We start from the raw sequence: 26,792 nt of genomic DNA, 5'->3' as shown, positions 1-26,792 counted from the left end.
TGATCATGGCACGCAAAGGTGGATTGGGAAAAGGTTTAGGCGCACTGATTCCCGGGGAATCCCCCCAAAGTGAAGGTGGTGTGATCTCCCTGCCCATTCATCAAATCAAACCCAATCCTCGCCAACCCCGTACAGAAATAAACGAAGCCCATTTACAGGAATTAGCCGAATCGATTCGCGAACACGGAGTGTTACAACCTGTACTGGTCACCACAGAACCTGGGAAAGATGGGTATTACCTTGTTGCGGGAGAGAGACGTCTGCGGGCGGCTCAAATGGCTGGACTGGAGTTGATTCCCGCGATCATCCGTTCAGTAAGCGAACAGGAACGCCTTGAACTGGCACTGATTGAAAATCTACAACGGGAAGACCTCTCTCCCCTTGAGACGGCAGAGGCGTACCAGAAACTGGTAGAAGAATTTGGTTTACGGCATGAAGACATTGCCATCCGGGTAGGAAAAAGCCGCGAAGCCGTGAGCAATACTCTGCGACTTCTCAACCTCTCTGCAGAAGTCAAGAAAGCCCTGCAAAGCGGACAAATCAGCGAAGGACATGCCCGTGCATTACTGGGGTTACCCCACGAAGCCGCCCAGAATGCCCTGTTGAAAGTCATTCTGGAACAGGGTTTGACCGTACGACAGACAGAAGAACTGGTGCGAAAGATGTCGGGGGAACGTCCGCAGAAACGGCGTAAGCGGGGACTTTCCCCGGAACTTCAGGAATATGAAGAGCAATTGCGTTCTCGCTTTGGCACCAAAGTCTCCATTCGCCATGGACAAAAGGGTGGAGCCATTGTCATTTACTATTTCTCCGAAGAAGAGTTTGATCATTTACTCCATCAATTTTTGGGGAATTCATGATTCGCCTTCTTTACCATGCACAGGTTTACTCCTCTCCTTATGCCATAGGCGGCACTGCCATTGCCATTCAAGATGACCGCGTTCTGGCAATTGGCTCAGAGGAAGACCTTCTGTCGCAATATGGGAAAATGGCGCTTTGCGAGGACATGCAGGGAGCCTGTATTTTTCCAGGGTTGACCGATGCGCATCTCCACCTGGAGCAATACGCACTTTCTCTCCAAAGAGTGAACTGCGAGACCGACACACTTCAGGAATGCCTGAAGCGGGTAGAAGCCATAGCAAACAAAACCCCTGCAGGGAAATGGATTCGTGGGCATGGCTGGAATCAGAATTTATGGCATGAGGGGTTTGGAGACAACATCCTGCTGGATGCGGTAAGCCCTCACAATCCTGTTTACCTGACAGCCAAATCTCTGCATGCGGCATGGGCAAATTCACAAGCGCTTGCACTTGCCGGTATTGATGAAACCACACCTGACCCACCGGGAGGTAAAATCCAGAGAAACTCTCAAGGGCAACCTACCGGCATTTTGTTTGAATCGGCTATGCAACTGGTAGAACGGATTCTGCCTGTACCTACCCCTCAAGAGGTTGCAGATGCCATTCTCGAAGCCCAAAGGGCTTTATGGCAAATGGGCATCACCGGAGTTCACGATTTCGACCAATCCCGGTGTTTTTCTGCACTTCAAATACTGGATCAATCCAATACCCTCAGATTACGGGTGTTGAAGAGCATCCCTCTGGAAAACCTGCCAGACGCCATTCGTCTGGGTTTACGAAGCGGTTTTGGTTCTTCATTTCTAAAAATTGGCGCGGTGAAATTGTTTGCCGATGGCGCATTGGGACCTCATACTGCGGCGATGTTCCAGCCTTATGAGAATGAACCTCATAATACCGGCATTCTCTTACTGGATCATGAAGATATTGTAGAGTACGGACGTGAAGCCGTTCAGCACGGACTCAGTCTGGCTATTCACGCCATTGGAGATCGAGCCAATCATGAAGTAATTCACGGGCTTGCCCAAATCAGAGCATACGAAACACACCAGGGATTTTCTCCCTTACGGCATCGGATTGAGCATGTTCAATGCCTGCACCCTGAAGATGTTCCACTACTCGCTCAACATCACATTCTGGCGTCAGTGCAACCTGTCCATGCCATTTCGGACATGGAAATGGCAGATGCCTATTGGGGAACAAGAAGTCGGACTTCGTATGCCTATCGCTTGCTCCAGAATCATGGTACTACCCTTATTTTTGGTTCTGACGCTCCTGTAGAATCACCCAATCCCTGGGTGGGAGTTTACGCTGCTGTCACCCGGCGGAAACTGAATGGTTTCCCAGGAGAAAACGGCTGGTATCCAGAACAACGGCTCTCTGTACAAGACGCCATGGCAGGATTTACGGTCACTCCAGCCTTTGCCGCCTACAGGGAAAGAGAACTGGGAAAACTGGACCAGGGCTTTCTGGCTGATCTAATTGTGCTTCCAGTATCTCCATTTGATATTTCTCAGGATCAAATTCCCTCTCTCCATCCCATTGCCACCATGGTAGGGGGAGAATGGGTTTTTGGCGGAGTTGAATCATGAAAAATACCTCACCGCTTTCTCCCGAACTGCTTGTTCCCAAAATGGGGGATTACCTGGTTGAAAAAGGCTTAATCACCCAAAATCAACTTGTGCTGGCACTTCAGGAGCAAGAACAGTTCAGAAGCAGGGAAGAAAAAACTCCCCTTCTAGGAAAAATTCTGGTGGAAAAAGGCTTCATTACCCAGGAGAACCTGGATCGCGCAATTGCAGAGCAGATCTTGCAATACCAGAATGCTCTGCAGGAAGCCAATCAAAAGTTGGAGCAACGGGTAAAAGAACGCACGGCAGAGTTAGAAAAAGCCCTGGAGCAACTTCATTCGTTGAACGAACTGATCCAACCTGGTGGCGAACATTTCTCACGAACTGCGTACACCCTTAACCCACTTAACCGGTTACCTGGATTTGCTTCTCAGCGGAGATTTAGGCCCGTTAAATCCACAGCAACGCGCTGCCCTGGAAGTTATTCAACGCTCCTCTGAACGATTGGCCCAGTTAATCGAGGATTTGATTCTTTTCTCCGTCAGCGAGAAAAACCAAATTTACCTCAACATTCGTCCCGTCAATGCCTTCGAATTACTGTCCTCGGTTTACCAGCGAAATTCCCCAAAGGCAATTGAACGACAGATAAATTTCCACTTTGAGCCACCAGAAAGCACATTACTGGTTGCTGCCGACCAGGAAAAAGTTTCCTGGGTGCTCTGTTGCAAAGATAGGTTAGGAAGAGATACACCTAGCGGTGTATGTTGTAGACCAGTCCTTTGATAATCGGTTCTCGGTTTTGCAGGCTGCGTTTCCGCGAGCGGATGGCTTGCCCGAATTTGCGCTTGATGACCGAATTCACGGTTTCGGTCTTCCAGCGTTGACCATAGAGACCATCCAGGCGAGCCGCAGAGACAAGCTCGCTTCTTGCTCGTCGTTCAGGGGCCAGCAAATTTCCACCTCGCCGAACGGGTGGAATCAAGTCTTGAGGCCGGACAGTCCGACCATCGAACCCTGAATCGGCCAGCAAGACCCAAGCCCGACGTTTGGCAAACCGCCTGGCTTTGCGGCGCAGATAGCCCAGATAAGGGGCATCGCTACCTGGACCCCAGCCGGATTGCATCGCAAGGATGAATTGCGAGACAATTCCAACGGCATAAACGCCCTTCGCCCAGTGGCGATAGGCTTTTCCCGAACGGCTTTGGTAGTAAGAACTGGCCGGGCCGGGTGAGAAGCCGGTACTATCGGCAGCCACCCCTTCTTCTTCAGGCCGTCCGATTTCCTCGAGCAAGGTCTCGTTCATGCGCATCCAATCCGCTTTGCGTATCTTGGCGTAGGTACGTTGCAGGGTCGTATGATCGGGAACACGCGGTAATTCCAGCTCCTTACCAACCGCATCGCTTGCCAGCAGCCATTCTTCCATGTCGCGATAGCTGAGATTCAGGTAGAACATCAACAAAACACAGGCCCCCAACTGCGGCAACGTGAAGTGATGGGGACTCTTGGCATGTGAATACATCGGTAATGCTTGTTTGGCAAGCCGGTAGGCGATCCTCGCCACTCGGACGTATCTGCTTTCTCGTGTGGTCATACCGTATGTTTACCACATTTCAACCATGATTGCAACAGAGCATATCTTTCTTATTTCATTCCTGCGTTGGATAGCGGTGCTATGATCGGCGGGATTTTTCTTTCTGGCCCGGTCCTCCGTTGGCTCACTGCGGCTTTGATTATTTGGGCAATTTGCTCTGTTGCAAAGATAGGTTAGGAAGAGATACACCTAGCGGTGTATGTTGTAGACCAGTCCTTTGATAATCGGTTCTCGGTTTTGCAGGCTGCGTTTCCGCGAGCGGATGGCTTGCCCGAATTTGCGCTTGATGACCGAATTCACGGTTTCGGTCTTCCAGCGTTGACCATAGAGACCATCCAGGCGAGCCGCAGAGACAAGCTCGCTTCTTGCTCGTCGTTCAGGGGCCAGCAAATTTCCACCTCGCCGAACGGGTGGAATCAAGTCTTGAGGCCGGACAGTCCGACCATCGAACCCTGAATCGGCCAGCAAGACCCAAGCCCGACGTTTGGCAAACCGCCTGGCTTTGCGGCGCAGATAGCCCAGATAAGGGGCATCGCTACCTGGACCCCAGCCGGATTGCATCGCAAGGATGAATTGCGAGACAATTCCAACGGCATAAACGCCCTTCGCCCAGTGGCGATAGGCTTTTCCCGAACGGCTTTGGTAGTAAGAACTGGCCGGGCCGGGTGAGAAGCCGGTACTATCGGCAGCCACCCCTTCTTCTTCAGGCCGTCCGATTTCCTCGAGCAAGGTCTCGTTCATGCGCATCCAATCCGCTTTGCGTATCTTGGCGTAGGTACGTTGCAGGGTCGTATGATCGGGAACACGCGGTAATTCCAGCTCCTTACCAACCGCATCGCTTGCCAGCAGCCATTCTTCCATGTCGCGATAGCTGAGATTCAGGTAGAACATCAACAAAACACAGGCCCCCAACTGCGGCAACGTGAAGTGATGGGGACTCTTGGCATGTGAATACATCGGTAATGCTTGTTTGGCAAGCCGGTAGGCGATCCTCGCCACTCGGACGTATCTGCTTTCTCGTGTGGTCATACCGTATGTTTACCACATTTCAACCATGATTGCAACAGAGCATTTCCTGGGTATTAATGCAACTGGTGGACAACGCCATCAAGTTTACCCCTCCTGCGGGGAAAGTTCACCTTTTTACCGAAAGAGACGAAGGATTCCTCAAGATTCAGGTTTCTGACACCGGAATCGGTATTCCTGCAGATCGAATAGAACAAATTTTTGAGCCATTTGTTCAGTTGGATGGCAGTTCAACCAGGAAAGCCGGCGGAACAGGTTTAGGGTTGGCGCTGGCACGTCGTATCATTGAAGCCCATGGTTCAGTCATTCACGTCCACTCAGAAGAAAGCAAAGGAAGTACTTTCTCCTTTGCGTTGAAGATTGTATCTGGCTAAAAGAGCGAGAAAAACAGTGGGGAGTTTAATTAAGAAATGACCACACCAGATCCAACCACGCAAGCGGTTGAAGTTCATCACTTATATGAAATTAGTCGAATCGTCACACAAAGCACCGACTGGAATTCCGCCTTAGACCAGATTGTGCCCCTTCTGCGTTCCATTTTCATATTCGATAATTTGGCAGTTTATCTGGCAGATCCATTTCACCATACACTGGACGTCATGTTTGCCAGAGCAGTTGGAAGAGGACGCTCTGCCGAAGCCGATATTGCCTGGGGAGAAAACATCGCCAATCAAATCATGGACCATCCAGAAGTTAAGATCATCGAGCCAGCAACCGTCTCTGCCCAAAATCGCCTGGCTAGCCCTTATATCCTGGGAATTCCACTCCAGGCGGGAGAGCGGACTTTGGGCGTCCTGGTGCTGATTCGTTTTGGTGGACCTCCGTTTAATCAAGCCTATATCCACCTTGCCCAGTTTATTGCTCAACAGATCAGTCTGCTGGTAGAGCGCCAAAACCTCCAGAAAGCCTACGACCTGTTAGAAGCCCAAAGCAAGGAAAGTCGCGTTCAAGAAGATTTCATTTCCACAATTACGCACGAATTGCGCACTCCACTGGGGTTCATTAAGGGATATACCACAACATTGCTTCGATCAGATACCGAATGGGATCCTCAGATGCAACAGGAGTTTCTGAAAATCATCGATCAGGAAACCGACCGCCTGCAAGAACTGATCGAAAACCTGCTGGATTCCGCGCGCTTGCAGAGCGGCACACTCAAGATGATTTTCCAACCTGTAAGATTGGACTCGCTGGTACGGTCAACCATCGAACACCTGCGAATGCATCATCCCACATTTACAGCCCATTTGGAAACCGACACCCCTCTTTCACCAATTGAAGCCGACCCTAAAAGAATCAATCAGGTGTTGGAAAACCTTTTCCACAACGCCATCAAATATGCTCCCGGTTCAGATGTTTGGGTTAAAATAAAAGAACAGGATGGAGAAATTACATTAACCATCGAAGACCACGGTCCCGGGATTCCACAGCGATACCTGCCCTTTGTGTTTGAGCGGTTCTTCAGAAACCCGGACGCTTCACCAAATATCCATGGGACAGGACTGGGGCTCTTTATTTGTAAGAAAATCATCCAAGCCCATCATGGGAATATTCAGGTGAACTCCATCCAGGGAAAAGGTACCACCTTTATCATTCGACTGCCCTTACATCAACCGAAAGGTGGGGATTTTGGCGAACTTTCGGAGGAGGCTTAAAATGGCGGCGACTCATATTCTGGTGGTAGATGATGAACCTCGATACCAGCATTTACTTCGAGTCAATCTCGAAGCCGCCGGGTATCTTGTCAGCACGGCAAGCAATGGAGAAGAAGCCCTGGAATTGATTTCCTCCCGCCAACCCGATCTGGTCATTCTGGACGTCATGATGCCTCATCTGGATGGATTTTCTACCTGTGAACGGATTCGGCAGTTCTCCAGTGTCCCCATTATCATGCTCACAGCAAAGGGGGAAGAACAGGACCGTGTGAAAGGCTTGAATGTAGGTGCGGATGATTACGTCGTTAAGCCTTTTTCTGCCACCGAGTTAATTGCACGAGTACGAGCGGTACTCAGAAGGGCTCAAACCGCTGAGGCAGTAACGCAAAATCGGTATTTCACCCACGGGAATTTGAAGATTGATTTTGCTCGCGCTGAGGTATGGAAGGATGACAAACCCGTATTTCTCTCTGCTACAGAGTACCGTCTCCTCATCCAGTTTGCCCATAACATGGGTAGAGTCCTCTCCCCCGAAGAACTGCTTACCGCCGTATGGGGTACACAGTATAAAGAGGACAAAGAAATCCTTTGGGTAAGTATTGCTCGACTGCGACAGAAACTGGAAGACAATCCCCATAACCCGGTACACATTGTAACGCGCTCCGGTTTGGGATATCTCATGCCTCCCATGGAAAAAGACTCTTCTGAAACAGGAAAATAGGAGTATGGTCACTCAATACGATGAAAAAGGAAAAATTTTTACGCAGGTGATTTCCAAAAAACCTGTGCCCGTCATTGTGCAAACAACCCAGCACACCATTCGGGGTACGCTTCATGTGCGACCAAGCGAACGTATTATTGATGAATTAAACGCCTCCATTCAATTTATCGCAATCACAGAAGCGAGCGTCCTCGACCTCCAGGGAAATTTAGTGTATAAAAGCAATTTCCTGACTTTGAATAAGGAACATGTAGTCTGGATCATTCCAGACGAAGAGATCCAAAGCGTTTAGAGGAAGAGTCCATGAACAATCCAGGTGCAGCACCACGCCAAGCCGACCTCGCTAAACTGAAAGATTACCTGATTAATGTGGTATCTCGGGAACTTGAGTCCAACCCGCCTCCCTCTGGTGGAGAAGATCGCCGGAAGGTAGTGAGTCAATTATTGATGCAAGCCTACCAGACCACTCGTCTTCAATTACCCAACAGCATTCGAGATCAACTGTTCCATGATATTCTGGATGATTTGCTCGGGTTTGGTCCCCTACAGCCTTTACTGGATGATCCAGACATCTCCGAAATCATGGTCAATGGTCCCAAACTGGTCTATATCGAACGAAAAGGGAAACTCCAAAAGACCAACATCACCTTTGAAAATGATGCGGCGGTTATCCGGCTCATTGAGAAAATTGTTCTCCCTTTGGGACGCCGTATTGATGCCGATAGTCCCACAGTCGATGCCCGTTTGCCTGATGGCTCTCGTGTCAATGCAGTGATTCCACCCTGCGCGATTGATGGGCCCACCATTACAATCCGCAAATTTCAAAAAGATAAACTCACCATTCAGCAATTGATCAATTATGGGTCCATCACAGAGAACATGGCAAACTTTATTCGGGCTTGTGTGATTGCACGGTTGAACATTATCATCTCCGGCGGTACAGGCTCGGGTAAAACCACCCTTCTGAATATCTTATCGAGTTTCATCCCTGAGGATGAACGCATTGTGACCATTGAAGATGCCGCGGAATTGAAGTTACAACAGGAACACGTTGTCCGATTGGAAACAAAACCCCCAAACTCTGAAGGTAGAAATGCGGTAACCATTCGCGATTTGGTTCGTAATGCATTGCGCATGCGCCCCGATCGCATTGTGGTTGGAGAATGCCGTGGTGGTGAAGCCCTGGACATGTTGCAAGCAATGAATACCGGGCATGATGGTTCACTGACCACCCTGCACGCCAATACCCCTCGCGACGCCCTTTCCCGCCTTGAAACCATGTGCCTCATGTCGGGCATGGAATTACCTGTCAGGGTTATTCGTGAACAAATTGCTTCTGCAATTGACTTAATCATTCAGGTAGCCCGCCTGAAAGATGGAAGCCGTAAGGTGGTATCCATTACGGAAGTTGCCGGCATGGAAGGGGACACCATTGTCATGACGGATATCTTCAAATTCGAACAAACCGGAATTTCCACCGACGGGAAAGTGTTGGGTGAACTCAAACCAACCGGAATTCGTCCCCTCTTTACCCCCAGGCTGGAAGCCGCGGGATTCAAACTGGGTCCCGAAGTATTTGGAGCAAACCTGGCAGATATTCTGGGTGGGGGTCGGCGCAGGTAAATTTATCTTGCTGAGGAGAGCAAATGGACAATCGGCTCATCCTGATTCGTCGAAAAAAGTTAGGTGCAATCCTTTATGACAGTCGGCGCAGTTTATGCCGTTCCCTGGAAGATTGCGCCCGAATTCTGGGAATCTCCCCCGAAGAGTACTCCCAGTTTGAACGGGGAGAAGGTTCTCCCACTTTACCGCAACTGGAATTGCTCTCCCTGTACTTAAACGTCCCAATTGATGTGTTCTGGGACAATCGTCCTGTTTCTGCAGAGAGACAGGAAACACTACCCGAAAACGTCAGCACTGCCCTCAAGTTACGGAATCGCATCATAGCAGCCAGTTTACGTCTTTTCCGACAGAAAAAAGGAATTTCAACCGGTGAACTGGCCCAGAAAACAGGGATTGAGGAAGATGTACTGCTCGCATACGAGAACGGAACGCGGGAAATTCCTCTGCCAGAATTGGAGACTTTTGCCGAAGCGCTGGAGGTTCCCCTCAGCCAGTTCCTGGATGAGAAAGGACCCATTGCCAAGCGTCGCCTTCAGAAACAATGGGCAGAACAATTTGAAAATCTTCCGGAAGAAATGCAACAATTCATTGCCCAGCCGGTAAACCGCCCCTACCTGGAACTGGCAATGCGTCTCTCTGAACTGGATGCCAATCGTCTGCGTCTGATTGCTGAAAGCCTTTTGGAGATCACCTATTGATGGAAAAACAACTTACTCCAGACCAACTTGCCGAGCACGGACAACGGCTTTACCGCTCAGGAAAGCATCTCGAAGCGGCAGAGCAATTTGAGAAAGCCTCAAAAGCGTTTGCCGAACTCGGAGACGTTCTGAAATCTGCAGAAATGGCAAACAACCGTAGTGTTGCCCTGTTGCAGGCAGGCGATGCCCAGGGGGCACTCGATGCTTGTGCAGGTACCGAGCAAATCTTCCACAAAGCCGGAGATACAGAACGGGAAGGCATCGCCATTGCCAACTATGCTGCAGCCCTGGAAGGCTTGAATCGGCTGGAAGAAGCACTGGAGCATTATCAACGTGCCGCCGCATTGTTCAAGCAGATAAACCATTCGGAAATGCGCGCCGTGGTGCTTAAAGCCATCTCGTCTCTGCAAATTCGAACCAACCGCCAGTTTGAAGCCCTTGCCAGCATGGATGCCGCACTCGAAGAACAGAAAAAACTTTCTCTAAGGGAACGATTGCTGAAGAAAATCATCGATCTTCCATTCAAGATGATAGGGAAAAAGTGAATTGGTTTCAACGTCATCATCATCTCAGACCGGTTACGCCTGAAGACAAACCATCCCTGCAAACGTTTTTACGGAAGACTATTTACCTCCATCAACACCTGGATTGGAGAAATGCTCTGGATTGGGTTGGCTGGCAACCCTTCTGGCTGGCAGAAAAAGACTCTCAAATTATCGGCTTCCTTGCCTCACCTGCTGATCCTCCTCTAGCGTCCTGGATACGCATCTTTGCAGCAGACCTGTTTGTTTCCCCCTCCAGAGTTCTGGTGGAACTTCTGGAAAAAAACGTGGAATGGCACCGTGAATATGGGAAAGTGTCATTTATTGCTTCCCTTGGATTAAGCGATTGGTTTTCTCATCTTCTTCAGGACTCAGGTTTTCATCATCACCAGGATGTGGTGATGATGACATATGATCTTAATTTTGTATCCTGTCAAACACCGCTTTTAAGAGACGGAATAATCAGAGAAATGGGCTTTGAAGACCTTCCTCTGGTAACCGCAATTGATCATGCGGCTTTCGAGCCCCTCTGGCAATTAAGCCAGATAGACCTTTCCAACGCTTTTCAGAAGTGTACCTATAAAACAGTTCTGGAAGTTAACGGGAAACTTGTGGCTTACCAGATGAGTACAGAGAGCGAATCCAAAGCGCACCTCGCGCGGTTAGCTGTCTCCCCGGAGATGCAAAATAAAGGATTGGGGGCTGCGCTCATCAGAGATTTGCTGGAACATTTTATCCTCCATAAAGGCCTGCAGAGCGTTACCCTCAACACGCAAAGCACGAATGCCGCATCTTTGCATGTTTATCAACGATGTGGCTTTCACCTGACGGGGGAGCAATTTCCGGTTTTTATCTTGCCACTTTACTAGTTCCCTGCTGGGTATCCCAATTAAGAACGAAGATAAAAAGGGATAAACTTGCCAGTCTTAAGAAGGCAGTGTATAATTTGGGGCGTCAGCGCCTGTAGTGAAGTGGATATCACGTCACCCTCCGGAGGTGGAAGCCCGAGTTCGAGTCTCGGCAGGCGCGCCTGTTTTTTAAATCTTCGGTAACTTTTACACTTTCTTGATATCGTTCTAATCCCCTTCTTATAAAGTTCTGGTATTCTATCTTTCAAGACAAAAGCATGTCTCGAAAAATGGAGGTTATTGTATGGGAGCGTATGGTGGTGGGTATCTCCTTTACCTGCTCTTCAGTTTACCCGCTTTATTGTTAGGATTTTGGGCACAATTTAAAGTCCAATCGGCTTTCAATACCTATTCCCGAAAACGCAATGCTTCAGGCATGACCGGTGCAGAAGTTGCTCGACGTATTCTGAATATGAACGGATTGACCAATGTTCAGGTAGAAGCCGTGAACGGTTTTTTAAGCGATCACTATGATCCTGTGGCACGCGTTCTTCGTCTCAGCCCAGAGGTATACCATAGCAACAGCATCGCTGCCGCAGGTATTGCCGCTCATGAAGCCGGACATGCCATTCAACACCACGAAGGATACTTTCCTTTGCAAATCCGTTCCGCCATTGTCCCAGCAGTGCAAATTGGCTCATGGCTTGGCCCAATTATCTTCATGCTGGGTTTTTTCCTGATGGGAAACACAGTAGCATGGATTGGACTGGGGTTGTTCGCAGCGACTGCAGTATTTGCATTGATTACCCTGCCCGTTGAGTTTGATGCCAGCCGCAGAGCCAAGACTGTCTTAGCCGATGGCGGGCTGGTCTACTATGGGGAAATGGAAGGAGTGAACAAAGTATTAGATGCCGCCGCCCTTACTTACGTAGCCGCAGCAGTCCAAGCCATTTCTACGGTGTTATATTACATCTTCCTGCTCTCTGGACGCCAGAGAGAATAAGAGAGATCCCCGTTTATTAGCCATCCAGCACAGGTTGCCGGTTCCCCGACAACCTGTGTTTGACTTTAAGCAAGATGTGAAAATAAACACAACCTCTGCTAATTAGGGTAAAATAAATACAAATTATTTGCAGAGGTGTGCATGAACGACAAACCCATTCCCGACATTGTGATTGGTCGCTTGCCCCGGTATCTGCAGGCACTTGAACATATGCTTGAACAAGGTTACGCCGTGACTTCCTCAAAAGAATTGGGGGAACAAATCGGTATTTCTGCGGCTCAAATTCGAAAAGACCTCTCCCAATATGGAGAGTTTGGCAAACAGGGTAAGGGCTACTCTGTTCCTTTTCTTGTCACCCAATTAAAACAAATTCTCAAAGTAGACCGTATTTGGGATATGGCGCTAATCGGTGCGGGTAATTTAGGAAAAGCCATTGCCAATTACCAGGGCTTCACCGAGCATGGCTTTCGGGTAGCGTTAATCTTTGACTCCGATCCACAAAAAGTGGGGCAGGTCATTCATCAAATTCCTGTATTGCATACCTCAACCATGATCGAAACCATCCAATCTCATCACATCAAAATTGCTATGCTAACCGTGCCGGCGCAGGTCGCCCAGAGCGTTACCAACCAACTGATTCAGGCAGGGATAAAAGCCATCTTAAACTATGCTCCCATCACCTTATCTGTGCCAGAAGATGTGCATGTTCAATATGTAGATCCCATCATCCATTTACAACGAATGACTTATTACCTGGATTAAGCAATTCAGGACTGGCAACGATAAGCCAGTCCTGTCTCGTTTTTAATTTTTTTCAGTTCATTAAGTCGGTAAAAGGCTACGCGAAAGCGCTTCCCGCATGGAAAACGCCCGAGCAGCTCCCTCGGCAGTGCAAGTGGTAGGATTGTCCACCAAGTAAGCGGGAATTCCCAGGGCTTTGGTTAAGTACCTGTCAATTCCTTTGAGAAGAGCGCCTCCTCCACAAAGAGCGACACCCCGATCAATAATGTCGGCAATCAATTCGGGAGGAGTTTTTTCCAAAACCCGTTTCGCACAAGCAACTACTTCCTGCAAAGGTTCCTGCAGGGCTTCAATAATATCCTCGCTGGTTAAGGACACGGGTTTGGGAAGCCCACTGACCTGATCCTGCCCCTGGACTTCCATGGTTTGCTGTTGATCTTGGGGAATGGCTGCCCCAAGTCGGATTTTCAACTGTTCAGCGGTAGGCTGACCAATAATCACGCCATATTTTTTACGCACGTACGAGATAATGGCTTCATCCATCCGAATACCGCCCGTACGAAGCGTTTCAGCCCGAACAATATCATACATTGCCAGCACGGCAGCCTGCACAGTCCCACCACCAATTGAAAGAACCATGTTTCCCGAAGGTGTACCGATGGGTAAATCCACCCCCAAAGCCGCGGCAATGGGTTGTGGAATTAGGAATACCTCTCTGCCGGCCCCAAGCCCCGCTTCATGAACAGCGCGGCTTTCCACACTGGTGACCCCATAGGGGACAGTGAGCATAATCCGCGGAGGGAACAATTGCATAGGGCCTGAGACTTTACGAACCAGAAACTTCAGGAAATTTTCGGTTTTTTCGTATTCTGCAATGACACCGTGTTGAAGAGGCCAAACCACTTCAATAGCATCAGAGACTCGGCCGTACATATCACGCGCCGCTCTACCTGACTCCACCATCTTTTGTTCAGCCACCACTACTGCCACTACCGTGGGTTCATTAATCAGAATCTGGTTGCCTTCGACAATGATGGTGTTCGTTGTTCCCAAATCAATGCCCAATTCACGCGTGAATAATGCCATGGCACTCCCCTGAATCGTAGATGTTTAGTGATGACGCCGGTATCTTTTGACCGCTTCAATACGCAGATTAGAACGGCGCAACGCAGCCTGGATGTTAAGATATTCGTCGGTATCTTCCGGTATGCCCTGTTTGAGCAAATTCTCTGCCCTGCGCCGCGCCTCTTCGGCTCGCTGAAGATTGATTTCTTCAACATTTTCGGCGGCATCCGCCAGAACGGTTACCTGATCAGGCTGTACCTCGGCAAAGCCCCCCGCCACAGTAAAATAATACTCTTCCCCTTGCTTTTTCACATGGATGATGCCATATTGCAAGGTGGTTAGTACGGGAGAGTGGTTCGGTAACACCCCCATTTGTCCACCCCCTCCCGGAAGAATCACCATATCCACGTCTTCTGCAAAGACAACCCGATCCTGCGAAACAATTTCACAGCGGATTGGCATATCTATCTCCTAACCCTGCAATTCCCGAGCGCGAGCCACTGCATCATCAATGGTCCCCACCATGTAAAAAGCCTGTTCGGGTAAATCGTCGTGTTTACCATCGAGAATTTCACGGAAACCTCGCACGGTTTCACGGAGCGGAACATAAACACCCGGGCGCCCGGTAAACTGTTCCGCCACAAACATGGGTTGACTGAAGAATCGTTCAATTTTACGGGCTCGCGAGACGATCAATTTATCGTCTTCACTCAACTCGTCAAACCCAAGAATTGCAATGATATCCTGCAAATCCTTGTAACGCTGAAGAACACGTTGTACCTCACGAGCAGTGCGGTAATGTTCCTCACCGACGATTAGCGGGTCCAAAATGCGCGAGGTGGAGACAAGAGGATCCACCGCAGGGAAAATGCCTTTTTCCACAATCGCACGATCCAGGGCAATTGTAGCATCCAGGTGCGCAAAAGTTGCTACTGGCGCCGGGTCGGAATAGTCATCTGCAGGTACGTACACTGCCTGCATTGAAGTAATCGAGCCCTGATGCGTGGATGTAATGCGTTCCTGCAATTCGCCCATCTCGGTTGCCAGCGTGGGTTGATACCCTACCGCGGAAGGCATACGCCCCAGCAAAGCGGAAACCTCTGAACCCGACATGGTAAAGCGGAAAATGTTATCAATAAACAGCAGTACATCCCTGCCCTGGTCCCGGAAATATTCTGCCATTGCCAGAGCCGTCAACGCCACCCGCAAGCGTACGCCACTGGGCTCATTCATCTGCCCAAACACCATCACGGTATCTTTCATAACACCCGACTCGAGCATCTCGCGGTATAACTGGGTGCCTTCACGGGTGCGCTCACCCACTCCAGCAAAGACCGAGTTTCCCTTATGTACCGTAGCAATGGAACGAATCAGTTCCATGATGATAACAGTTTTTCCAGTCCCTGCGCCACCAAAAATCCCTGTTTTTCCACCCTTGGTAAACGGGGCAATTAAATCAATCACCTTTAAGCCTGTCTCAAATACTTCAACACGAGTAGATTGATCTTCGAATCTAGGAGCCGGACGGTGAATCGGGTAGTAAATGTCGCTCTCCACAGATCCTTTACCATCGATGGGCTTGCCAATCACATTAAAGATTCGCCCTAACGTGGATGGACCTACTGGAACAGTAATTGGAGCGCCGGTCCGTCTGACTGGAATTCCACGCTGTAAGCCATCGGTTGTATCCATGGCAACCGTGCGAACCCAACTATCCCCAAGGTACTTTTGCACCTCTAAAACCAGAGGCTCCCCGGAAGGGGGCAAAACTTCCAATGCTTCATAAATGGTTGGCAAATCATCCGCCGGAAATTCGACATCTACCACACTGCCTTGAATTTGAACCACTCGACCGGTTGCCTGACGAACCATGCATGACCTCCCGAATTATTCTTTTTCCTGTGCCAGGGCGTTTGCCCCACCAGCAATATCCAGCATTTCGTTTGTAATGAGTGTTTGACGCAATTTGTTATATTCAAGTTGAAGCGATTGAATCAATTCCTGCGCGCTCTCCGTAGCGTTACGCATGGCAATCATGCGCGCCGCATGCTCACTGGCTTGTGCCGACAAAATCGCCTGAAAAATTTGAATCCCGGTAAAGTGAGGCACAATATTACTCAGAACTTCCCCTTCGTCCGGTTCAAAAGAGAAAACCGAATGAGTGCGATGAGTTGCATCCAGCGTATGGATATCGGGGGCTTCATCTTTATAGAGGATTTTCAAGGGAAGCAACCTGCGGGTTACCGGCTCATACCGCATCATATTGATAAACTGGGTATAGCAGATATACACCTCATCATACTTTTGTTTCTCGAAGTCCTCAATCGCCAAACTGGCAATAGGAGCTACTTCTCTGTACAAAGGCGGAGAAGGTAAATCGCTGAACTCTGCAATTACATTTTTTCTGCGTCGCAGAAGTAAATCCCTTCCCTTTCTGCCTACAGCCACAAAATCTACCGGGTAAGGCTTCTGACTGAATTCATGCAGGGTATGACGAAAAATATTGGCATTGTAAGAGCCAGCCAACCCTCGATCACTGGTCACCAGAATAACCAGCGCGCGCCTAACTACAGGACGGTCTGCCAGCAACGGATGAAGCGCATCATGCCCGGGTTGTCTCGCCAGATGCACAAGAACTTTCCAGGCTTTTTCGGCGTAGGGTTTGCTGGAATTATTTGCCTGGATCGCTTTGCGTACCCGGCTGGCACTGACCGTTTCCAGAGCCTTGGTGACTTGAGAAAGATTCTTGACACTGCGGATACGCAGTCTCATTTCTCGCGTAGACGCCATGCTTCAACCCCTTTCAGGCGTTCACCCAGGAACGGGTAAAGGCTTCCAGAGCCTCTTTCAACTGCCTTTCGGTTTCTTCACTGATGCGTTTTTCTTCTGCAATCTTTCGCCCAATTTCCGGGTAACCAGTATCCATAAAGCGCAACAAATCCTGTTCCCAGGCACGCATCCGATCCAGTGGCACCTGATCGGCATAGCCATTCGTACCCGCATAGAGGACAATCACCTGATGCTCCAGAGAAACGGGTTCATACTGGGGTTGTTTGAGGATTTCCTGCAAATGCTGACCACGATTCAACTGGTTTTGCGTGGCTTTATCCAAACTGGAGCCCAATTGTGCAAACGCTGCCAGTGCCCGGAAAGCCGCCATATCCAGACGCAGACGACCTGCCACCTGGCGAATGGCACGCGTTTGCGCCGAACCACCCACCCGGGAAACCGAAATACCTACGTTAATTGCGGGGCGAATGCCGGCATTGAACAAATCGTTTTCCAGGTAAATCTGCCCATCGGTGATAGAGATGACGTTTGTAGGAACATAAGCCGAAACATCGCCGAGCAAAGTTTCAATAATAGGCAGGGCTGTCAGGGAGCCACCGCTCCCCGCGCGTTTGACAATCTTATAGGCTTCGGGGGTTTCCATTTGCTTGATGGCGTTTTCAGCATCGTGACGGGAGAGAGGGCCTCCATATACTTTGCCATCAACAGCATCCGAGGCTTGGGCTTCATTTCCTTCAAAAGCCGCCGGTACAATCACATATTCCGTAGCCAGGCGACAGGCACGTTCGAGCAAACGGGAATGGAGATAGAACACATCTCCGGGATAGGCTTCGCGACCTGGGGGACGGCGTAAGAGCAAGGAAACCTGACGGTAAGCCCAGGCGTGCTTGGAAAGGTCGTCATAAACGATCAGGGCATCCTTCCCACTTTCCATAAATTCTTCGCCAATCGCACAACCTGCATAAGGGGCGATGTACTGCATGGCGGCTGGCTCATCCGCTGAGGCTACCACCACCACCGTGTGTTCCATAGCACCATATCGTTCCAATGTAGCAATCAAGCGGGCAATAGCGGCTTTCTTTTGCCCAATCGCCACATAAATACAAATCAGGTCTTTGCCTTTCTGATTGATAATCGTATCAATCGCAATAGCCGTCTTCCCCGTTTGACGATCGCCAATAATTAACTCTCGTTGCCCACGTCCAATGGGAATCATGGCATCAATCGCTTTGATTCCTGTCTGAACAGGGGTATCCACATCCTGGCGGGCAATCACCCCAGGCGCAATACGTTCAATGGGGCGATACCCACTGAATTGCAAGGGCCCTTTGCCATCAATAGGCTCGCCCAGAGCATTCACCACCCGACCAATCAAGCCATTTCCTACCGGCACTGAGGCAATTCGCCCGGTACTGTAAACAGTCATGCCCTCTTTGATGGAACGATAGTCCCCTAAAATGATGATTCCTACCGAATCATGCTCCAGATTGAAGGCAATCCCCATGACCCCATTTGAAAATTCCACCAATTCCTGGGAACGCACAGAAGCAAGACCACGCGCTCGAGCTATTCCATCACCTGCTTCAATGACCGTCCCGATATCACGAACTTCTACTTCCGGTTTAAACGTCTCAATCTTAGATTGCAGGTCAATCGTCAGTTGCTTAATCAAATCGGTCATGGAGCCTCCAACACCTCAAATCTTTATTTCAAGGATGGAATAATCTTACCTGAAAGGTCATCAAATGTCCAGTTCAAGCATTTGGCAAACAACCTTTATGTGGAAAAATAACGTAAGGCTAATTTCAAGCGCTCTTCCAAATCCATAGGGGCATCTTTGGGGATGGATTGCACTGCCGTTTGAGCCTCCACCACACTGTACCCCAGTGAGGTCAACGCTTCCAATACCTCCTGATCTACTTCCGCCATCGGACGAACACCTTCCAGGCCCTCTGCCGTGACTTTTCCTTGCAGAGACAAGATAATTTTCTGGGCATTTTTTCTACCCACACCGGGTACCCGGCTCAACACTTCAGGTTGTTCGCTAAGAATAGCGCGGCGAATGGCATCAACGGAAAGGACCGAAAGAATGCTGATTGCCAGTCGAGGTCCAATGCCGTTCACCCCTAATAGCAAGCCAAAAAATTCTCTTTCCAGAGGTGTTTCAAACCCATACAATGCCATCAAATCTTCCCGTACCACCAGGTAAGTAAACAAAACCAGGGTTTCACCGGCTCTCGCTTTGGCTCTCAATGTCGAAGGAACAAATACCTGTAAACCCACCGCGCCTACCTGAATGACCAGATAGGTTTCCCCCAATTCCAGAACTTTGCCTTCTACGTACGCAATCACGGCATCACTCCCAAAGATTTCTGACGCTGCTGGTTAAAAATTTCATACAACACCACGGCTGTAGCCACTGCCAAATTCAAGGAATCGCTCCTGCCAACCATGGGGATTCGCACCACCTCATCGCATAGTTCAAGATGGTACGGTTGTAATCCCAATCGCTCACTTCCCATCAACAATACCAATCGAGAAGGATAAGGGAAGTCATGATAGTCTTGTTTTGCTGCTCCGGATGTCCCAATAAGGGCAACACCTGTTTGCCTTTTTATCCAATCTCGGAACTGCTCAAAAGAAGTACGAACCAGATGAAGATCAAAAAGCGCCCCCATACTGGCACGTACACACGAGGGATCATAGGGGTCTGTAGATTGATCCAGCAAAATGACTCCAGCGCCACCTACGGCATCCAGCGTTCGTAAGATTGTGCCCAAGTTTCCTGGATCAGCCACTGAGTCCAGTGCCACCCATGGTTTTCCATTTTCAACCGACACTGCACCCAGAGGCATCCAGCGTTGATGAACCACCGCGGCAATGCCTTGGGGACCTTCTTTCTGAGAAAGCCGTTCAAATACCAGAGAGCTTACCTCTAAAATGGGGGTTCCATTTCTTCGCAAATTTTCTACCAGTTTCCAGGCAAAGTCGCTTTGCAGGCGATCCGGGGAGACAATCAAGGTTTCAAAGGCTTCCCCTCTCTCCGCCGCTTCTGCAACAATGCGGATGCCCTCAAGAAAAAACAGCCCGGTACGCTCCCTTTCCTTGCGCTCCTGCAAACGGCGAATACGCTTAACCTGTTCATTGGCCGGGCTGGTAATCATCGTCCTGAACCTTTCTCAAAGGATTTCCAACGGTAATGATGCAGGTGACAAATCGCTACAGCCAGGGCATCCGCAGCATCATCGGGTTTGGGGTACTCTTCAAGGTTTAACAAGGTCTGAACCATCAACTGCACCTGGCGTTTATCCGCATTTCCGTAACCACTAACCGACTGCTTAACTTCCATGGGGGTATATTCCCAGACCGGTATACCATGCTGGGCAAGTGCCAGCAACACCACCCCGCGGGCTTGTCCCACACCGATTGCAGTGGTCACGTTTCGGCGAAAAAACAACTTCTCCACAACCCCGGCATTTGGAGCGTGGAGAAGGATCAACTCATTTAATTTGTGATAAAGGAGAAGAAGACGCTTTTCTTCTTCCAAGCCGGCTGGAGTCTGGATTACACCATAACCCACCAAATGCAGACTTCCATCTTGCGACTCCCGAACCAAGCCATACCCTGTAGTTGCCGTTCCTGGATCAATTCCCAAGACCAGCATAGGGCATCAGGCTTCGTTCTCCAACGCCGCAAGGGCGGCTTCCGAAATTTTCATCGTATGATAAACGTTCTGCACGTCATCAAGTTCTTCAATCGTATCAATCGTGCGAAGAACCTGAAGGGTTTCCTCCACTCCCAGTTCCACTTCATTGGTGGGGATCATACGAAGTTCGGCTTCTTCCAGTTCCATCTTCGCGTTGCGGAACGCATCACTGAGAACTTTGAAGTTTTCCACGGGAGCAAACACTTCGATAGTGTCGCCATCCTGCGTCACATCTTCCGCACCATTTTCTACAGCCACTTCAAACACACGGTCAAAATCCACTTTGGAAGCAGAAAGTGCGAAATAAGCCATGCGCTTGAACTGCCAGGACACAGAACCCGCTTCACCCAAATTACCACCCGCACGGCTGAGCAAATGGCGAATCTCGGCAACCGTGCGATTACGGTTTTCGGTATAGCACTCAATCATTAAAGCCACACCATGAGGAGCGTACCCTTCATAAAAAACCTGCTCGAATGCATTTCCCTCTTTAGACTCTCCCGTCCCACGCTTAATCGCGCGTTCGATATTCTCTTTTGGCATGTTTTGGGAACGGGCTTTTTCCACTGCGAGGCGTAAACGGAAATTGGTTTCTGGATCGCCACCACCCTCTCGAGCCGCCATGACAATTTCGCGAGTCAGTCGGGTAAACAACTGCCCCCGCTTCGCATCCATTGCACCCTTTTTTCTCTTAATCGTTGCCCATTTTGAATGGCCAGACATACCTGAATCTCCTCATTCCAGAACATTGGGAATTCTCCCAGGGATTCCATTATACCATATTCGCTTTGGGCTTTCTCCCCATTCTCTCAAGTTTACAACGGCCTTACACATGCTCAAGAATAACTTTTCAAACCACTAAAATATACTAAAATAATATTTGTAAATTATGTTTAAATTACCAAATAGCGAAATTTTATTATGAAAAAATTCCTCTGGTTTTATTTGGTTTTCCTTTTATTCTTCCTTAGCCCTTCCCATCCCACCTTTCTGGGAGTACCAAAAACAGGAGGCGAGTCTTCTGATACCCAGGAAAACCGTTTTGTTTCCGACCTTAGAACATTTCAGAAACAAATTGACTCGGATAAGGCTTTTGCAGGGCTGTTTGCTCCGGATGTATTTGCCTATCCCGTCGTCCTGCAACCACAAAACGCCCATGCTTTTGTCTCTTCCCGTCCAGATGAACTGACGTACTTTGCCCTTGCGGAAAAATTCGGCTCAGTTGGTTTGCTGGCCCACAACACCCTTGCCGGAAAAGATTTCTTTTCCCTAAAAGCAGGGGATGAAGTAGGTTACTATCAGCGTGGTGTATGGCAATGGTATCGGGTGGAACAAATTTTGCAATTCCAAGCCCTTACCCCTGAAAGCCCAACCAGTGATTTTCGTGATCTGGAACACCCTGAAAGAGTCTTATCGGCTTCAGCGCTGTTTCAGGAAATTTATGCCCAACCGGGGAAACTCATCCTGCAAACCTGCGTCGCCCGCGGACAAATCGATTCCTGGGGCAGGCTTTTCATTGTAGCCGCCCCAATCTCCTCAACGGAAACAAAATTTGACGCTCTGCAGATTTTTTCAGCCAACCCGTCGAGCCTTCTGGAAGCCGTCCCCACCCCCCGATAGATAGGGAGATGCTAAGGTTCTTTTACGGGATTGGACAGCGTTCCAATCCCTTCAATGTCAATTTCTACCAAATCCCCCGCTTTGAGAGGCGAGATTCCCGCCGGAGTACCAGTCAAAATTATATCGCCGGGTTCAAGTGTCATTACCGAAGAAATATAGGCAATTAACTGCGGGATGGAGAACACCATTTCCTTCGTAGACCCTACCTGACGAACTTCTCCATTAACCTTACACTGAATCAGAACATCAAAGGGGTCCAACTCCGTTTCAATCCACGGTCCCAGGGGACAAAAGGTGTCGAAGCCCTTCGCCCGTGTCCATTGTCCATCCTTTTGTTGTAAATCTCGCGCAGTAACGTCATTTGCGCAGGTATATCCAAAGACAAAATCCATGGCTTGTTCCGGAGCAATCCAGCGTCCTCTTTTCCCAATGACTACCGCCAGTTCAGCCTCATGATCTACACGCTGAGATTGTGGAGGCAGCAAGATGGGGTCTCCTGGTCCCACGACACTGCTGGGAGGTTTCAAGAAAATCAACGGAACTTCTGGAACCTCGGCACCGCGTTCTCTGGCATGCTCCACATAATTTCTTCCCACTGCAATGATTTTTCCCGGGTGAAGAGGCGCCATCAAGCGAACTCTATCCAAAGGAAATACGGCTTCCATCCGCCGATACTCGCCAAAGATGGAACCTTCTACAACGCCAATCCGATCCTGGTACAGCCATCCCGTACGGGGGGATTCGCCACTAAGAGAAAATTGAAGAAATTTCATCGTTTTTCCTCACTCTACAGATGATACACCCAATTTTTAAAAAATCATGTATAATTTGCTGGCACGGGCGGATAGCTCAGTCGGTTAGAGCACATCCCTTACAAGGATGGGGTCGCAGGTTCGAGTCCTGTTCCGCCCACTTTTCTTTTCTTCCCTTTAGTCAGAGCAGAAGAAAAAAAATAAAATAACCGTCTTTTTAAAATTATAAATCCACTCCCCAATCATCCAAAAATTTTCCCAAAGTTTTGAGCATTCACTAAATTTTTCCTTTTTCCGAAAATCCATGGGGGTTTTGGGTTGACTCCGTCATCCAGACATGCTACCATAATAAAAAATCCCGTGAACGGTAACGGAAATGCGTTCCAGAAAACAGGTTACGATTCGCGATGTTGCCCGCGAGGCGGGGGTGTCCGCCCAAACAGTTTCACGCGTACTCAATCAACACCCGGATGTGTCTGATGAGACTCGCAAACGCGTCCAGGATACGATTGAGCGCCTGGGATATTCTCCGAACTACGTAGCCCGAAGTCTGATTCAGGGGCGAACCCACACGATAGGGGTGGTCGGTTACGGATTAGGATACTATGGTCCTTCTCGCGCCCTGACCGGTGTTGAAAAGCAAGCCAACGAACTCGGGTATTCAATTCTTTTGAGCCTGGTGCGGCAAGCCGAAATCAACAGCGGACGTCAACTGATTGCCAATCTGCTTATGCGCAAAGTGGATGGGATTGTTTGGGCAGTGCCCGAGATTGGTCCTCACCGTGAGGAATTGTTAGAGGACCTGGCTCAAATCGATGTTCCGGTAGTGTTTATCAATATGAATCCCCGCCCCGGGTGCCAGGTGGCTGCAGTGGATAATTTCAATGGGGGACGATTAGCCACCTTGCATTTGCTTTCAAGGGGATGCCAGAAAATCGGTATTATTACCGGACCGGAAGCATGGTGGGAATCTCAGCAACGTGAGGCAGGATGGAAAACGGCTTGTCTTGAATCAGGAAGAGTTAAAGAAAGCGAGATTTCTGCTTTGAAGGTGGTTGGGGATTGGGAAGCTGCCAGTGGAGAAGCGGGATTTATGACTTTGATTCAAAAAGTCCCGGACCTGGATGGAGTTTTTGTATGCAATGACCAGATGGCATTGGGCGCGCTCAAAGCCGCCCGTCAACTGGGTATTCGCGTTCCGGAGGATATTGCGCTGGTAGGGTTTGACGATATTCCTGAAGCAGCGTTCTTCAATCCACCGCTCACCACCCTGAGGCAACCGCTCACCGAACTGGGTGCACAAGCCGTGAGAATGCTTCATCACCGATTGTGCAACGAAGAACACGATGTGCACGCTTCTGAAATCATCTGGCTACAACCGGAATTAATTGTGCGCGAATCATCACGCAAAAGTAATTAAGCGATGAAAGGAGAAAATGCATATGAAACCCGTGACGTTAGGTGTAATTGTTGGCAATCGAGGATTCTTCCCCGACCATCTCTGTATCACTGGACGCAAAACCATCCTTAAGGTTCTTGAAGAGGAAGGAATTCATCCAATCATCATTGATGAAAACGAGACCAAGGTGGGATCAATTGTCACCTTGAACGATGCACAGAAATGTGCCGAACTTTTCAAAGCCCATCGAGATGAAATTGATGGCATTCTGGTCACTTTACCTAATTTTGGCGAAGAAAAAGCCATTGCCAATACCCTGCGTTGGGCAGGATTGAATGTGCCTGTGCTGATTCACGCCTTTCCGGACGACATGACTCGTATGACGGTTGCAGACCGCAGAGACTCGTTTTGTGGAAAAATGTCGGTGTGCAACAACCTTACCCAATACGGTATTCCTTTCAGTCTAACCAGCCTTCACACAGTTAATCCGGAAAGCGAAAGTTTCCGGGCTGACCTGCGTCGTTTTGCCGCCGTCTGCCGGGTAGTCCGAGGATTGCGCAATGCACGGTTTGGGGCAATTGGCGCCAGACCCGCCGCCTTCAATACGGTCCGGTACAGCGAAAAATTGCTGGAACGCACAGGAATCAGTGTAGAAACCATTGACCTCTCAGAAATATTTGGACGTGCGGCGCGTTTACATGCTGACGATCCCAAAGTGAAAGCCAAAATTGAGCAAATTCAATCCTATGTCCCAACAAAGAATACCCCTGGCGAAGCCTTAATACGCATGGCAAAACTCGGGGTCGTGATTGAAGATTGGATGGCAGAGAATCAACTGGTTGCCTCAGCGTTACAATGCTGGACATCCATGGAAGAATTCTACGGTGTAGTGCCATGCACGTTGATGTCTATGATGAGCAACTCCCTCGTACCATCGGCTTGCGAAACGGATATTGCCGGTGCTGTAGGCATGCTGGCACTGGCATTAGCCTCGGGAAAACCCTCGGCAATTGTAGATTGGAATAACAACTACGGCGATGACCCCGATAAAGGTGTCATCTTCCACTGCTCCAACCTGCCCAAGGATTTGTTCCTGGAAGCCGCGGCTTCACAGGAAGACGCTCCTCAAATGGACTATCAAGCCATTATCGCCGGCTCGGTAGGAAAAGAGAACACCTATGGAACAGTCGTTGGACGCTTGAAAGCCGTGCCTTTTACCTATTGCCGGGTATCCACAGATGACCTTCACGGGCGCATTCTTGCCTATGTAGGCGAAGGACATTTAACAGAGGATACCCTGAAAACCTTTGGAGGATACGGCGTTGTCCACGTGCCAAATTTCCAGAAATTGCTGGCTTACATTTGTGAGAATGGTTTCGAGCATCATGTTGCCATCAATCCATCCATGGTTGCAGACGCAGTCAACGAAGCCTTCACCAAGTATTTGGGATGGCAGGTTTACTATCACCACTAATTATTCAAGAGGCTGAGCCATGGACGAAATTGCCCTGAAACTGAGCAATCTGCGAACTTTACTCGCACAATGTGGTTTGGATGGGATTCTCCTTCGAAAAGCCAGTTCGTTTTCCTGGCTCACCGGCGGACTCAGTTCCGTGATTAATACCGCCTCCTCGTTTGGAGAAGCCTCTTTGCTGGTTACCCAGGAACACGCCTATCTGGTAACCAACACTATCGAAGCCCCCAGATTTCTCGAAGAGGATCGGGTAGAAAATCAAGGCTGGAAGATCATACTCCAGGACTGGTTTTCATCCGAATCCCCTCTGAATACCATGACCCGGGGATGGCGTTTGGGAAGTGACTTCCCCACACCCGGCTTCACCGATTTATCGCTGGAGATTGCACGACTACGTTCGATCCTCTCCCCCGAAGAACAAAACCGGCTCCGTGAAGTTTCCTCACTCTGTGCTCAAGCCATGGCAGAAGCCGCTTTTGCCGTTCGCCCGGGAATGAGCGAATACGAAATCTCTGCTGTGCTTGCCCATGCCTGTCTCAACCGGGGTGTTGAACCAATCGTTCGCCTGATTGCTACCGATGAACGCATCTTCCGCTATCGACACCCTCCTGCCACCTCAAAAACTCTGCAACGCTACGCCATGCTGGTCTTGTGTGGCAGAAAATATGGGTTAGTGGTCTCCCTCACCCGTTTAATTCACTTTGGAAAACTTCCTGATGAGATTCAACGAAAAGCCCGCGCTACGGCTTACGTAGATGCCATCGCCCTTTCGGCTACGCGCACAGGACGAACACTCGGAGATGTGTTCAAAGATATCACACTGGCATATGAAACTACAGGCTACCCCGACGAGTGGAAACTGCATCACCAGGGTGGACCCGCTGGTTACGAACCTCGCGAATGGATTGCCACCCTGGAGAGTCAGGAACGAGTTGTTTCAGGTCAGGCCTATGCCTGGAATCCTTCCATCACCGGTACCAAAAGCGAGGATACCATCTTGGTAAAAGAAGAAGGGTTCGAAATCCTGACAGAAATCTCCGCCTGGCCCACACTGGAAATCGAGGTAAGTGGGACTCTAATTCGCCGTCCAGCGATTTTAGAAATATAAAC

The 26,792-nt window shown here is 49.4% G+C and carries 30 protein-coding genes and 2 tRNA genes; 20 read left to right on the top strand and 12 right to left on the bottom strand.

Annotated elements, in window-relative coordinates:
- Positions 1 to 5: 5 nt before the first annotated feature.
- The 4 genes from ANT_RS06995 to ANT_RS18110 are packed head-to-tail and all read left to right on the top strand — an operon-like array spanning position 6 to position 3,211.
- Positions 6 to 860 (top strand): ParB/RepB/Spo0J family partition protein, encoded by an 855-nt coding sequence (locus tag ANT_RS06995; RefSeq protein WP_013559807.1) that lies wholly within the window; start codon positions 6 to 8, stop codon positions 858 to 860.
- Positions 857 to 2,449, top strand: a complete 1,593-nt coding sequence (locus tag ANT_RS06990) for an amidohydrolase (protein ID WP_013559806.1) — start codon at positions 857 to 859, stop codon at positions 2,447 to 2,449. The genes ANT_RS06995 and ANT_RS06990 overlap by 4 nt, the downstream gene beginning before the upstream one ends.
- Positions 2,446 to 2,928 (top strand): cyclic di-GMP-binding domain-containing protein, MshE-related, encoded by a 483-nt coding sequence (locus ANT_RS17835; RefSeq protein WP_013559805.1) that lies wholly within the window; start codon positions 2,446 to 2,448, stop codon positions 2,926 to 2,928. Before ANT_RS06990 ends, ANT_RS17835 begins: the two co-directional genes overlap by 4 nt.
- Positions 2,813 to 3,211 (top strand): histidine kinase dimerization/phospho-acceptor domain-containing protein, encoded by a 399-nt coding sequence (locus ANT_RS18110; RefSeq protein ID WP_432762671.1) that lies wholly within the window; start codon positions 2,813 to 2,815, stop codon positions 3,209 to 3,211. Before ANT_RS17835 ends, ANT_RS18110 begins: the two co-directional genes overlap by 116 nt.
- Here the strand turns inward: ANT_RS18110 and ANT_RS06980 are convergent.
- Together ANT_RS06980 and ANT_RS06975 are read right to left on the bottom strand one after the other, a co-directional pair.
- Positions 3,180 to 3,989 (bottom strand): transposase, encoded by an 810-nt coding sequence (locus ANT_RS06980; protein ID WP_172634560.1) that lies wholly within the window; start codon positions 3,987 to 3,989, stop codon positions 3,180 to 3,182. The two genes, ANT_RS18110 and ANT_RS06980, sit on opposite strands and share 32 nt — an antisense overlap.
- Before the next feature lie 219 nt (positions 3,990 to 4,208).
- Positions 4,209 to 5,018 (bottom strand): transposase, encoded by an 810-nt coding sequence (locus ANT_RS06975; RefSeq protein ID WP_172634560.1) that lies wholly within the window; start codon positions 5,016 to 5,018, stop codon positions 4,209 to 4,211.
- A gap of 59 nt (positions 5,019 to 5,077) precedes the next feature.
- Here ANT_RS06975 and ANT_RS06970 point away from each other — a divergent pair, with 59 nt between their 5' ends.
- The 11 genes from ANT_RS06970 (at position 5,078) to ANT_RS06920 (ending at position 12,897) form a co-directional block, all read left to right on the top strand.
- Entirely contained in the window at positions 5,078 to 5,419 is a 342-nt protein-coding gene (locus ANT_RS06970; RefSeq protein WP_349675157.1) for a sensor histidine kinase, read from the top strand.
- 36 nt (positions 5,420 to 5,455) lie between these two features.
- Positions 5,456 to 6,700, top strand: coding sequence for a GAF domain-containing sensor histidine kinase (locus ANT_RS06965; RefSeq protein WP_013559802.1), 1,245 nt, complete (start codon positions 5,456 to 5,458; stop codon positions 6,698 to 6,700).
- A 1-nt stretch (position 6,701) separates the two neighbouring features.
- Entirely contained in the window at positions 6,702 to 7,421 is a 720-nt protein-coding gene (locus tag ANT_RS06960; protein WP_013559801.1) for a response regulator transcription factor, read from the top strand.
- A gap of 4 nt (positions 7,422 to 7,425) precedes the next feature.
- Entirely contained in the window at positions 7,426 to 7,713 is a 288-nt protein-coding gene (locus tag ANT_RS06955) for a DUF6812 domain-containing protein (protein WP_013559800.1), read from the top strand.
- 11 nt (positions 7,714 to 7,724) lie between these two features.
- Positions 7,725 to 9,044, top strand: a complete 1,320-nt coding sequence (locus ANT_RS06950) for a TadA family conjugal transfer-associated ATPase (protein WP_013559799.1) — start codon at positions 7,725 to 7,727, stop codon at positions 9,042 to 9,044.
- Positions 9,045 to 9,067: 23 nt separating this feature from the next.
- Complete coding sequence (locus ANT_RS16225) at positions 9,068 to 9,742, top strand: helix-turn-helix domain-containing protein (RefSeq protein ID WP_013559798.1); 675 nt, start codon at positions 9,068 to 9,070, stop codon at positions 9,740 to 9,742.
- On the top strand, positions 9,742 to 10,287 hold the full coding sequence (locus ANT_RS06940) for a tetratricopeptide repeat protein (protein ID WP_013559797.1): 546 nt from the start codon (positions 9,742 to 9,744) through the stop codon (positions 10,285 to 10,287). Before ANT_RS16225 ends, ANT_RS06940 begins: the two co-directional genes overlap by 1 nt.
- Positions 10,284 to 11,153 carry a GNAT family N-acetyltransferase gene (locus tag ANT_RS06935; protein WP_013559796.1) on the top strand — a complete coding sequence of 290 codons (870 nt, stop codon included), beginning with the start codon at positions 10,284 to 10,286 and terminating at the stop codon, positions 11,151 to 11,153. Before ANT_RS06940 ends, ANT_RS06935 begins: the two co-directional genes overlap by 4 nt.
- Positions 11,154 to 11,241: 88 nt before the next feature.
- Positions 11,242 to 11,313: transfer RNA gene (locus tag ANT_RS06930), tRNA-Arg, on the top strand.
- Positions 11,314 to 11,436: 123 nt separating this feature from the next.
- A complete protein-coding gene (locus ANT_RS06925; protein WP_013559795.1) occupies positions 11,437 to 12,135 on the top strand; it encodes a zinc metallopeptidase in 699 nt (232 codons plus the stop codon).
- A 141-nt stretch (positions 12,136 to 12,276) separates the two neighbouring features.
- Entirely contained in the window at positions 12,277 to 12,897 is a 621-nt protein-coding gene (locus ANT_RS06920) for a redox-sensing transcriptional repressor Rex (RefSeq protein WP_013559794.1), read from the top strand.
- A gap of 60 nt (positions 12,898 to 12,957) precedes the next feature.
- Here ANT_RS06920 and ANT_RS06915 read toward each other — a convergent pair whose 3' ends face one another.
- From ANT_RS06915 to ANT_RS06875, 9 genes are all read right to left on the bottom strand, one after another.
- Positions 12,958 to 13,962, bottom strand: coding sequence for a rod shape-determining protein (locus ANT_RS06915; protein WP_013559793.1), 1,005 nt, complete (start codon positions 13,960 to 13,962; stop codon positions 12,958 to 12,960).
- Between the two features lie 24 nt (positions 13,963 to 13,986).
- Positions 13,987 to 14,403, bottom strand: coding sequence for a F0F1 ATP synthase subunit epsilon (locus ANT_RS06910; RefSeq protein WP_013559792.1), 417 nt, complete (start codon positions 14,401 to 14,403; stop codon positions 13,987 to 13,989).
- Between the two features lie 9 nt (positions 14,404 to 14,412).
- A complete protein-coding gene (gene atpD / locus ANT_RS06905; RefSeq protein ID WP_013559791.1) occupies positions 14,413 to 15,813 on the bottom strand; it encodes a F0F1 ATP synthase subunit beta in 1,401 nt (466 codons plus the stop codon).
- Positions 15,814 to 15,828: 15 nt separating this feature from the next.
- On the bottom strand, positions 15,829 to 16,731 hold the full coding sequence (gene atpG, locus ANT_RS06900) for an ATP synthase F1 subunit gamma (RefSeq protein WP_013559790.1): 903 nt from the start codon (positions 16,729 to 16,731) through the stop codon (positions 15,829 to 15,831).
- 13 nt (positions 16,732 to 16,744) lie between these two features.
- Complete coding sequence (gene atpA, locus ANT_RS06895; RefSeq protein ID WP_013559789.1) at positions 16,745 to 18,412, bottom strand: F0F1 ATP synthase subunit alpha; 1,668 nt, start codon at positions 18,410 to 18,412, stop codon at positions 16,745 to 16,747.
- A 95-nt stretch (positions 18,413 to 18,507) separates the two neighbouring features.
- A complete protein-coding gene (gene ruvA / locus ANT_RS06890; protein WP_013559788.1) occupies positions 18,508 to 19,083 on the bottom strand; it encodes a Holliday junction branch migration protein RuvA in 576 nt (191 codons plus the stop codon).
- The gene (locus tag ANT_RS06885; RefSeq protein WP_013559787.1) at positions 19,080 to 19,895 is read right to left on the bottom strand and encodes a TrmH family RNA methyltransferase; all 816 of its coding nucleotides are present in this window, start codon (positions 19,893 to 19,895) and stop codon (positions 19,080 to 19,082) included. The genes ruvA and ANT_RS06885 overlap by 4 nt, the downstream gene beginning before the upstream one ends.
- Complete coding sequence (gene ruvC, locus ANT_RS06880) at positions 19,892 to 20,395, bottom strand: crossover junction endodeoxyribonuclease RuvC (protein WP_013559786.1); 504 nt, start codon at positions 20,393 to 20,395, stop codon at positions 19,892 to 19,894. The genes ANT_RS06885 and ruvC overlap by 4 nt, the downstream gene beginning before the upstream one ends.
- 6 nt (positions 20,396 to 20,401) lie before the next feature.
- Positions 20,402 to 21,160, bottom strand: a complete 759-nt coding sequence (locus ANT_RS06875; RefSeq protein ID WP_013559785.1) for a YebC/PmpR family DNA-binding transcriptional regulator — start codon at positions 21,158 to 21,160, stop codon at positions 20,402 to 20,404.
- A gap of 198 nt (positions 21,161 to 21,358) precedes the next feature.
- Between ANT_RS06875 and ANT_RS06870 the strand changes: the two genes are divergently transcribed.
- Positions 21,359 to 22,057, top strand: a complete 699-nt coding sequence (locus tag ANT_RS06870; RefSeq protein WP_013559784.1) for a putative sortase — start codon at positions 21,359 to 21,361, stop codon at positions 22,055 to 22,057.
- Between the two features lie 11 nt (positions 22,058 to 22,068).
- Here the strand turns inward: ANT_RS06870 and ANT_RS06865 are convergent, their stop codons facing one another.
- Positions 22,069 to 22,830: a fumarylacetoacetate hydrolase family protein gene (locus ANT_RS06865; RefSeq protein WP_013559783.1), complete on the bottom strand. Its 762-nt coding sequence runs from the start codon at positions 22,828 to 22,830 to the stop codon at positions 22,069 to 22,071.
- 65 nt (positions 22,831 to 22,895) lie between these two features.
- Between ANT_RS06865 and ANT_RS06860 the strand changes: the two genes are divergently transcribed.
- The 4 genes from ANT_RS06860 to ANT_RS06845 all read left to right on the top strand — a co-directional run bounded on the left by ANT_RS06860 (position 22,896) and on the right by ANT_RS06845 (position 26,790).
- Positions 22,896 to 22,969: transfer RNA gene (locus tag ANT_RS06860), tRNA-Val, on the top strand.
- A gap of 216 nt (positions 22,970 to 23,185) precedes the next feature.
- Positions 23,186 to 24,229, top strand: a complete 1,044-nt coding sequence (locus ANT_RS06855; RefSeq protein ID WP_013559782.1) for a LacI family DNA-binding transcriptional regulator — start codon at positions 23,186 to 23,188, stop codon at positions 24,227 to 24,229.
- A gap of 16 nt (positions 24,230 to 24,245) precedes the next feature.
- The gene (locus tag ANT_RS06850) at positions 24,246 to 25,682 is read left to right on the top strand and encodes an L-fucose/L-arabinose isomerase family protein (protein WP_013559781.1); all 1,437 of its coding nucleotides are present in this window, start codon (positions 24,246 to 24,248) and stop codon (positions 25,680 to 25,682) included.
- Positions 25,683 to 25,701: 19 nt separating this feature from the next.
- Positions 25,702 to 26,790 (top strand): M24 family metallopeptidase, encoded by a 1,089-nt coding sequence (locus tag ANT_RS06845; protein ID WP_013559780.1) that lies wholly within the window; start codon positions 25,702 to 25,704, stop codon positions 26,788 to 26,790.
- Positions 26,791 to 26,792 lie beyond the last annotated feature (2 nt).

This window comes from Anaerolinea thermophila UNI-1, assembly GCF_000199675.1.
Taxonomy (GTDB): Bacteria; Chloroflexota; Anaerolineae; order Anaerolineales; family Anaerolineaceae; genus Anaerolinea; species Anaerolinea thermophila.
The sequence above is the reverse complement of the archived record's forward strand: the minus strand, read 5'-3'. Positions and strand labels throughout refer to the sequence as shown.